At 38.0% G+C, this 7,299-nt stretch carries 9 protein-coding genes; 3 read left to right on the forward strand and 6 right to left on the reverse strand.

Features of this window, described 5'->3' with window-relative positions:
- The first annotated feature begins 126 nt into the window (after positions 1 to 126).
- The gene (locus V7137_RS22235) at positions 127 to 759 is read left to right on the forward strand and encodes a YktB family protein (RefSeq protein ID WP_335700093.1); all 633 of its coding nucleotides are present in this window, start codon (positions 127 to 129) and stop codon (positions 757 to 759) included.
- Positions 760 to 802: 43 nt separating this feature from the next.
- Here V7137_RS22235 and V7137_RS22240 read toward each other — a convergent pair whose 3' ends face one another.
- Both V7137_RS22240 and V7137_RS22245 read right to left on the reverse strand, forming a co-directional pair.
- Positions 803 to 1,075, reverse strand: coding sequence for a UPF0223 family protein (locus V7137_RS22240; RefSeq protein ID WP_335700094.1), 273 nt, complete (start codon positions 1,073 to 1,075; stop codon positions 803 to 805).
- 146 nt (positions 1,076 to 1,221) lie between these two features.
- Positions 1,222 to 2,181: an NAD(P)H-dependent flavin oxidoreductase gene (locus V7137_RS22245; RefSeq protein ID WP_335700095.1), complete on the reverse strand. Its 960-nt coding sequence runs from the start codon at positions 2,179 to 2,181 to the stop codon at positions 1,222 to 1,224.
- Between the two features lie 202 nt (positions 2,182 to 2,383).
- Between V7137_RS22245 and V7137_RS22250 the strand changes: the two genes are divergently transcribed.
- A complete protein-coding gene (locus tag V7137_RS22250; protein WP_335700096.1) occupies positions 2,384 to 3,856 on the forward strand; it encodes an aminotransferase class I/II-fold pyridoxal phosphate-dependent enzyme in 1,473 nt (490 codons plus the stop codon).
- 67 nt (positions 3,857 to 3,923) lie between these two features.
- On the opposite strand, the gene V7137_RS22255 is transcribed toward V7137_RS22250, so the two are convergent.
- Positions 3,924 to 4,046, reverse strand: a complete 123-nt coding sequence (locus tag V7137_RS22255) for a GapA-binding peptide SR1P (RefSeq protein WP_218345762.1) — start codon at positions 4,044 to 4,046, stop codon at positions 3,924 to 3,926.
- 163 nt (positions 4,047 to 4,209) lie between these two features.
- On the reverse strand, positions 4,210 to 4,509 hold the full coding sequence (locus V7137_RS22260; protein ID WP_335700097.1) for a DUF3055 domain-containing protein: 300 nt from the start codon (positions 4,507 to 4,509) through the stop codon (positions 4,210 to 4,212).
- Between the two features lie 165 nt (positions 4,510 to 4,674).
- Here V7137_RS22260 and V7137_RS22265 point away from each other — a divergent pair, with 165 nt between their 5' ends.
- Positions 4,675 to 5,109 carry a DUF1885 family protein gene (locus V7137_RS22265; protein WP_335700098.1) on the forward strand — a complete coding sequence of 145 codons (435 nt, stop codon included), beginning with the start codon at positions 4,675 to 4,677 and terminating at the stop codon, positions 5,107 to 5,109.
- A 623-nt stretch (positions 5,110 to 5,732) separates the two neighbouring features.
- On the opposite strand, the gene lpdA is transcribed toward V7137_RS22265, so the two are convergent.
- Both lpdA and V7137_RS22275 read right to left on the reverse strand, forming a co-directional pair.
- Positions 5,733 to 7,148, reverse strand: a complete 1,416-nt coding sequence (gene lpdA / locus V7137_RS22270) for a dihydrolipoyl dehydrogenase (RefSeq protein ID WP_335700099.1) — start codon at positions 7,146 to 7,148, stop codon at positions 5,733 to 5,735.
- Between the two features lie 5 nt (positions 7,149 to 7,153).
- Positions 7,154 to 7,299, reverse strand: a 146-nt coding sequence (locus V7137_RS22275) for a 2-oxo acid dehydrogenase subunit E2 (protein WP_335700106.1), incomplete at its 5' end; no start/stop codon positions are given.

The following is a 7,299-nucleotide window of genomic DNA, read 5'->3' on the forward strand; positions in this document are numbered from 1 at the left end:
GTATAATATGAGTCAGGGAGATATGTTGCAACAAATATGTGCTTTAACCTAGAAAAGCAACTAACTACATGTCTCTTTAATGGTATGCTACAATTAAGGACAAATGTTAGTTGGAGGTTTAAGGGTATGGGTTTTACAGGATTTACAAATGAGGATTTTGATGTGTTCTTAATAGATGGTTTAGAGGCTAGAATGGAAGCGTTGAAGGAAACAATCCGCCCGAAATTAGAGGAGTTGGGAAGATATTTTGCGCCGTACCTTTCTTCCTTAACAGAGGATGAAATGTTTGTTCATGTTGCGAAACATGCCAGACGAACCATTAATCCACCAAAAGATACATGGGTAGCATTTTCAAATAATCCTCGAGGTTATAAAATGCTTCCTCACTTTCAAATAGGCATGTGGAACACTCATTTATTTATTTGGTTTGCCGTGATTTATGAAGCACCCCAAAAAGATACGATTGCTGCAAGATTTTCAAAAAAATTAACAAAAATTTATAAAGATACACCAAAGGATTTTGTTTGGTCGGTAGATCATACAAAACCAGAGACAATAGAACACAATCAATTATCTAAGGAAGACCTGCGAGCGCTTTTTGATCGACTGCAAAACGTAAAAAAAGCAGAATTATTATGTGGCTTTACAATCGACAGAGAAAAAGTCATTCAATTAGGTTCCGATAGCCTAATACAACAAATTGAGGACGTCTTCCAAAAAACAGCCACACTCTATCGCTTCTCACAAAATAAAAAATAAGAAGAAAAAGCTCCTGAACCTACTGATCAGGAGCTTTTCCCTCTTATTGCATTTTAATTCTATCCCCAGCTGAAGCATCTTTTGCTTTTTTTATGGTTCGATAGGATGAATAACCGCTCATTTCTTCAAATTCACTGCAAATCGTCTTTTCCTCCGCCTTGCTAGGAACGATTTCTTTAAAGCGGCGATATGCCTTCATGACTACATCACGGTCAATTCCCTGTTCATACGCCTTTTCAATCGTTTCAAAAAAAGCAATGACATCAACAATTTCTTCTGTACTCCAATGATAATCAATCGGATATTGGTATTCCATTATTTCACCTTCTAACTAATTCAATTAAGGCTCTTTTCGTAAACTTTGTTGCTTTTGGAGCTTAATAAGTGTCATTCACTAAGTTTCTAGGCAATTTTCNNACAACAATCTATGCGAAAAAGTTTCAACTAAAAAGAATCATATAATTATTTTCCCCACTTTGCACGTATTTGTTCCGCATCATGAATCAATTTATCAAATAAGTCTTGAACGGCTGGGACATCTTTGATTAAGCCCATCACTTGTCCTGCCCATGCAAATCCTTGTTCAGGTTCACCATCATATATGTAGCGTTGATTAGCAATTCCGCTTATGAAACCTTTTAACTGATCATATCCGCCATTGTTCTTTTCAATCTCGAGAATTTTATCTGTCCAGCTGTTTGCAAGTGCCCTGGCAGGAGTTCCAAGAGATCTCTTTATGACTACAGTTCCCGATTCATTTCCTTCCACTAAGCTTTTTTTATATAACTCGCTTGCATGGACACATTCTTTCGTTGCAATGAATCTCGTACCCATTTCAATTCCCTCGGCCCCTAAACTAAGAGCTGCCATAAGCCCTCGACCATCACCAATACCTCCCGAAGCAATTACAGGTATTGACACAGCATCCACAACTTGTGGAACTAACACCATTGTACCAATATCATCACGTCCAAGGTGGCCCCCTCCTTCCTGCCCCACAACCATAACCGCATCCGCACCCAATTCCTCAGCTTTGACAGCCTGTCTTCTGGCGGCAACAAGGACAAGTGTTTTAATCTCTGTGCCTTTTAATTGTTCAAATATGGGGGCAGGATTTCCTCCTGTCATTGAAACAACTGGCACCTTTTCATCAATTGCTACTTGAAGGAAATCTGAAAACGGTCTTCCATGCTGTCCAATCGCAAAATTAACCCCAAAAGGATTATTCGTTAACTGTTTTACTTTTTGTATCTCAGCTCGCAATTGTTCTGGTTCCGCTAATGACATAGCAGTGATTTGACCAAGACCGCCTGCATTTGAAACAGCTGCTGCCAACTCAGAATAGGCTAAATAGGCTAGACCCCCTTGAATAATCGGAAATCGTATCTTCAATAACTCTGTAACGCGTGTTTTCCATTCCAATTGAAACCCTCCCATAAACTTTCTTCTTGTTATTTCGTCACTTTAGGGTAATTTTCCTGTCAAAAAGGGAAACTATCGGAAACCGAGTAAGGAATAACATTTATTTCTTTGCAATGAATGGGAATAGTGCTATAATTCCTTTGTTTATTAAATAAAATTCGACATAATTAGAGTATTTTTTATAAAGAGGTGTGGTTGAAAATTGTCTCAAAATCAAACACCGCTATTTAGCGGTTTACTAGAACATGCGAAAAAAAACCCAATTCAATTCCATATTCCTGGTCATAAAAAAGGTGCTGGGATAGACCCTGAATTCCGCAATTTTATCGGTGATAATGCTTTGTCTATTGATTTAATCAATATCGGACCACTAGACGATCTGCATCAGCCAAAAGGGATCATCAAACAAGCACAAGATTTAGCTGCAGAAGCATTTGGTGCTGACCGGACATTCTTTTCTGTACAAGGTACTAGCGGGGCCATTATTGCGATGATAATGGCTGTTTGTGGACCCGATGATAAAATTATCGTTCCAAGAAACGTCCATAAATCCATTATGTCAGCGATAGTTTTTTCCGGAGCGATTCCAGTGTTTATCCAGCCTGAAATTGATAAGGAATTAGGAATTTCTCATGGTATCACTCCAGATGCAGTAGAAAGAGCTCTAAAACAGCATCCGGATGCGAAAGCGGTATTAGTGATCAACCCAACTTATTTTGGTATCTCTGGTGATTTAAAAAAGATAGTTGAAATTGCACACTCCTATGAGATTCCTGTTCTAGTGGATGAAGCCCATGGTGTTCATATACATTTTCATGAGGAACTGCCACTGTCTGCGATGCAGGCTGGTGCAGATATGGCTGCCACTAGCGTTCATAAACTTGGCGGTTCGATGACCCAAAGTTCGATTCTAAATGTAAAAGAAGGCCTTGTCTCTGCCAAACATGTCCAATCCATTCTAAGTATGCTAACAACTACCTCCACCTCGTATTTATTGCTTGCTTCACTTGATGTCGCTCGCAAGCAATTAGCTACAAAAGGAAGAGAGTTAATTGACAATACCATTAAAGTAGCACAATCGATTCGCAAAAGAATTAATGAAATTGAACATCTTCATTGTATTGGCGAAGAAATTTTAGGGTCAAAAGCTACCTTTGATTACGATCCAACAAAGTTAATCATATCTGTTAAGGACCTTGGCTTAACTGGGTATGATGTGGAAAAGTGGCTGAGGGAAAAACATAATATCGAAGTGGAACTTTCCGATTTATATAATATTCTTTGTATTATCACACTGGGAGACACTGAACATGAAGCAGACATCCTTGTAAATGCTCTTAAAGAATTAGCAGATGAATGCGAACACCGTCCCGAAAGAATAGAACAAGTAGAAGTTCTTCTTCCTGAAATTCCTGTGCTTGCATTAACACCACGTGATGCATTCTATGCAGAAACAGAAGTAATCCCTTTTGAAGAATCAGAAGGCAGAATCATTGCAGAATTTGTTATGGTGTATCCACCAGGAATCCCAATTTTTATCCCTGGAGAGATTATTACCAAAGAGAACCTCCATTATATCCGGAAAAACCTTGAAGCCGGCCTTCCTGTCCAAGGGCCGGAAGATGATGAGCTTAAATCCCTTCTCGTCATTAAAGAATATAAGGCAATAAAATAAAATAAAATAAAATAAAACAAAAATACAGGATTCCATTTTGGAATCCTGTTTTATTTATATTGACTGATTATAAATCTTCCTCTTTATGATGATCATCGCAACAATTGCATTTAGAATAAAGCACCGTTACTTTTTCATCTTCAAAATGATCAATAGTAGAATTACATGTCTGGCATACTAAAGTACCCATCTGTTCAATCCCCTTTTCATTATTGAATGTCTATAAAACAAAGTATTAATTTAGCCTTAATCACATAATAATATATCACATTATAAATATCAAGCCTAAATTGTATGTCACATTAAAAATAATTCTCACAAAAAAAGGCCTAAATTGGCCTTTTCTTGAAAAATTACTCATATTGGGTGACAAATGGGATGGATGGAAGTGTTTCGCTGAAAAACTCAGCTAAATCTGCTGCCTGCTGTTGATCAGGGATACGGAATACGGTTTGAAGGTAGTCAATATCTTCAATATCTTTGGGGTCAAGGAGAGTGGAGCGGCCTGTTTGCATGCAGACAACTAACGGCTTTCCAAAAAACATATTGGTGTAAATAATCCCGAAATCATAACGTGTACTTTCCGTGGTAAATCCAATAAACCTTACTTTTGCGTTTTCATGCTCATCATAAAGTTTTTCGAAAATATCCATATTGTTCCTCCTTTTTCTAAGAATCTTTAGAATATTATTATAATTTAAATCCTCATAAGAAACAAGAAACTTGTACATTTATTTGAAGCTATAGTTGTCATAAGATTTTATTCAGTGCTAGAATAAAGAGAGTTAATATTAACTGACTAGTAGGGGGGAATGATGATGGCTGTTAACGCATACATTAAGCTAGTGCCTTCATCTGCTAAACAAACAGTAACTATAGAGGAAGTAAAGGAACTATTTAAAGAGTATAAAAATAACACTACCAAAACAGGCAATCAAATAGGATGGGAATACGGAGAGTCAGCCTTCCCATATGAAATTAAGGAAACAGTAGAAGCTCAAGGAAAATGGTTTTATCTACACTCAAATGATGATCGCTATTTTGCCATTTTAATTGGAGTTGACCAGGAAACGATTCGAAAGGAAGAAGGTCAAGAACTGGAACAAACGTACATACAAGTCACTTTACCAGGACAATCTACTTATGGTGATAAAGGAAAAGCGAATGAGTTTTGCAAATACCTTGCGAAAAAACTGCAAGGGGAACTCCACCTTTTTAATGAACGCATCATGTATTACTATCCACGAAAATAAAAAAGCTCCTTGAGGGGCTTTTTTTTATGAATGGCTATGTTAGAGCTTGGAGCGGAAGCCGCGAAACTCCTGCGGGAAAAACGGGTCAAGGGTGACCCCGCTCATCTCTCAAGCGCCGTGGAGGCTCTCACGAACCGCCCGCGCGGCGCTGAGCTTCTTTCGCTCCAATCAACAAGCAAGCATAACAGAGCCTAATGGATAAACATTTCCATTGTATAATGAATCGAAGTGTAAATTACAAGGCTTAAAGTAGTGATAAATAGCGTTTTACGTGCTGATTTTGTTACCTGGTTTCCAATTAAAAATGCTAAATAAAAGAACACGAAAAACATGATGACTTTATAAATTAGCTGGTCGTGCTTTGACAACCACTCAATAAATGTATATCCGCTCCAAATGATAAATTGTAGTATCACAACAATATAGACCCTCATATTTATCACCACTCTTAATACATTCAAATTCATATCAGAATGCTAGTTCTTTAAGTATATGTTCTAAAAACGAGAGATATATTTTGTTTTTATAAAGGCAGGAATTTTTTTGCTTTTTACATGAGAATTCGGCAAAAATAGAAAAAGTCCTTTTCGCTATTGAACGAAAAGGACTTTATTCTTACTACTTTATTTCATAATGTGGATTGGGCTTCCTAAAGCAACCTCTGCCGCTTCCATTGTGATTTCTCCAAGTGTTGGATGTGCATGAATTGTCATAGCAAGATCTTCTGCAGTCATTCCTGCTTCGATCGCAAGCCCTAATTCAGCAATCATATCTGATGCACTTGTGCCAGCAATTTGTGCTCCAATGACAAGTCCATCCTCTTTCCGAGTAATGAGTTTCAAGAAACCATCACCGCTGTCTAATGATAATGCACGACCATTAGCAGCAAATGGGAATTTAGCAGCATTAACATTGATTCCTTCTTCTTTTGCCTGTGCTTCTGTATACCCAACTGAAGCTAATTCAGGATCTGAGAAGACTACAGCAGGAATACCTAAATAATCAATTTCAGAGGTGTGACCAGCAATTGCCTCAGCAGCAATTTTCGCTTCATATGAAGCTTTGTGCGCCAATTGAGGACCCGCAACAACATCACCAATAGCATAGATATTGCTAAGATTGGTACGGCATTGTTTGTCGATTTCAATTAGTCCGCGATCAGTTAATTTTACACCTACTTGTTCTAAGCCCATTTCATCGGTGTTTGGACGTCGTCCGACCATAACAAAAACATAATCTGCTTCGATTTTCTTTTCTTCGCCTTTTGTTTCGAATGTTACTACAACACCATTTTCGGTTTCTTCAACACCCTTAGCTAACGCCTTTGTATAAAATTCTGCACCTTTTTTCTTCATGGTACGTTTTACAAGTGCAGCCATTTGTTTGTCAAAAACACCAAGACCTAAAATCTCTTCCGCGCCTTCTAAGATCGTAACCTGTGTGCCAAAGTTCGCGTAAGCTCCACCTAATTCAATCCCGATTACACCGCCGCCGATAACAACGATTTTTTCAGGGATTTCATTTAAGTTAAGTGCACCAGTTGAATTAAGAACCCGTTTTGAATATTTAAAGGTAGGAAGTTCAATAGGACGGGATCCTGTCGCGATAATCGCATTTTTAAAGGTATATGTTTGAGCTGAATTTTCGTCCATTACACGTAATGTATTAGCATCAACAAAGTAGGCCTCTCCACGTGCAATGTTTACCTTATTGCCTTTTAATAACCCTTCGACACCACCGGTTAACTTGTTAACAATGCCTGCTTTGAATTCCTGAACTTTTGAAAAATCTACTTTTACATTTTCTGCGGTAATTCCAAATGATTCAGAATGCATGGCTGTTTCATAACGGTGTCCTGCTGAAATCAAAGCTTTCGATGGAATACAACCGACATTTAAACAAACGCCGCCAATATATTCTTTTTCAATAATTGTCACTTTTTGTCCCAACTGTGCTGCACGAATAGCTGCAACATATCCCCCTGGGCCTGCTCCGATGACTATAGTATCTGTTTCAATTGGGAAATCTCCAACGACCATTTGATTTACGCCTCCATTAACAATAGTTCTGGATCGTTCAATAAACGTTTAATATGATTTAATGCATTTTGAGCGGTTGCACCGTCAATCATGCGGTGGTCAAAACTTAAGGATAAAGCTAAAACTGGTGCCGCAACAATTTCACCGTTTC

It is taken from the genome of Neobacillus drentensis, from assembly GCF_036962765.1.
GTDB lineage: Bacteria > Bacillota > Bacilli > Bacillales > Cytobacillaceae > Neobacillus > Neobacillus drentensis_C.

Bases quoted from the DNA above. Each gene is read 5' to 3' on its own strand.
- V7137_RS22235 (WP_335700093.1), top strand. From the start codon at position 127: ATGGGTTTTACAGGATTTACAAATGAGGATTTTGATGTGTTCTTAATA.
- V7137_RS22240 (WP_335700094.1), bottom strand. From the start codon at position 1,075: ATGGAATACCAATATCCGATTGATTATCATTGGAGTACAGAAGAAATT.
- V7137_RS22255 (WP_218345762.1), bottom strand. From the start codon at position 4,046: ATGGGTACTTTAGTATGCCAGACATGTAATTCTACTATTGATCATTTT.
- V7137_RS22260 (WP_335700097.1), bottom strand. From the start codon at position 4,509: ATGGATATTTTCGAAAAACTTTATGATGAGCATGAAAACGCAAAAGTA.
- V7137_RS22265 (WP_335700098.1), top strand. From the start codon at position 4,675: ATGGCTGTTAACGCATACATTAAGCTAGTGCCTTCATCTGCTAAACAA.
- lpdA (WP_335700099.1), bottom strand. From the start codon at position 7,148: ATGGTCGTTGGAGATTTCCCAATTGAAACAGATACTATAGTCATCGGA.